Raw genomic sequence first — 1,425 nt, forward strand, 5'->3', positions numbered from 1 at the left:
GCGCCGAGTCCGCGCTCTGGCGCACCGTGCCCGTCAGCTGCTCCATGCTCGCCGCCGTCTCCTGCAGGTTGCTCGCCGTCTGCTCCGTGCGCGAGCTCAGGTCCTGGTTGCCCGTGGCGATTTCCTGCGACGCGGTGTCGATGCTGTCGGTGGCGCTGCGCACCAGGCTCACGGTGCGCGTGAGCGAGGTCTTCATGTCGCCGAGCGCGCGCAGCAGGTCACCCAATTCGTCGGTGCGCTCGGTGCGCACGTCGCGCCGCAGGTCGCCCGCGGCCACCTCGCGCGTCACGTCCACGGCCTGGGCCAGGGGCTGCGTCACCGAGCGCGTGATGCGCCAGGCCAGCACCATGGCCAGCCCGCTCGCGCTCAGGGCCAGCAGCATCAACAGGCCGATCTGGCGATTGACCGTGGCCTCGGACGCCGCCACGGCCTCGGCCACGGCGCGGTGCTGCAGCTCGAGCAGCTCGCGCTGCTTGGCGCCATAGGCGTCGGCCGCGGGCATGAGGCCACCGGTCAGCAACTGCTGCGCGCCGGCGGCATCGCCGTTCTTGAGCGTGTCGAAGTAGGTCTTGCGCACCGCCATGTAGGCCGCGCGGCGCTCGGCGATGTCCTTGAGCAGGGCCTTGCCCTGCTCGCTCTGGATCTCGGCCTCCAGCGTCTTCTGCACCACGCTGATGCGCTCGCTGACCTGGGACATCAGCGGCTTGAAGTAGCCGTCCACCGCCGGGTCGTTGCGCGACGTGGCCACGGCCATCACGCGGTTGATGTTGATCTGCGTGCTCATGAGCCATTCCTGCGTGAGGGCGGCCCGCCTGTCCATCTCGATCACGCGCGCGGTGGCGGCGTGCGAGGTCTTCAGGCCGTACCAGGCCACGGCGGTCAGGCCCGCCAACAGCATCAGCACCAGGGCAAAACCCAGGTACAGGCGGGGGCCGATCCGGAAACGGTTCACGACGTCCATCTTTCACTCACTCTCTGGGCACGGAAATAAGGGGTCGCACGGCCCGGGGGGCCGCGCGGGCACCGTCAGAAGCTCTCCCACTCGCCCTCGGCCGATGCGGCCGCGGGCGCCACCACGCGCGGCGCGGGACGGGGTTCGGCGGCCGGTTTGCTGCCGACCACGGGTTTGCTCTCAGCCACGGGTTTGCTGTCGGCCGCGGGTTTGCTCTCGGCCGCGGCGCGCGTGGGCACGGGGGCGGTGGGCTTGGCCACTGCCGGCGCTCGGGCCACCAGCGGCGCACTCGGCGCGGGGGCCGGCGTGGGCGGGGGCGCGGCGTCGTGCCCGATGCGGAACACCTGCACCACCTGGGCCAGGCGGTCGGCCTGCTCCTTCAGGCTCTGGGCGGCGGCCGCGCTCTGCTCCACCAGCGCCGCGTTCTGCTGCGTCATCTGGTCCAGCTGGTTCACCGCCACGTTCACCTGCCC

General features: G+C 71.7%; 1 protein-coding gene and 1 pseudogene. Both read right to left on the bottom strand.

Annotated elements, in window-relative coordinates:
* A partial coding sequence (locus DY262_RS21465) for a methyl-accepting chemotaxis protein (RefSeq protein WP_116961073.1) occupies positions 1–961 on the bottom strand: 961 nt, incomplete at its 3' end.
* A gap of 65 nt (positions 962–1,026) precedes the next feature.
* A pseudogene (locus DY262_RS22110) lies at positions 1,027–1,425 on the bottom strand (methyl-accepting chemotaxis protein); the annotation flags it as partial.

The sequence above is a fragment of the Hydrogenophaga borbori genome, from assembly GCF_003417535.1.
Taxonomy (GTDB): domain Bacteria; phylum Pseudomonadota; class Gammaproteobacteria; order Burkholderiales; family Burkholderiaceae_C; genus Hydrogenophaga; species Hydrogenophaga borbori.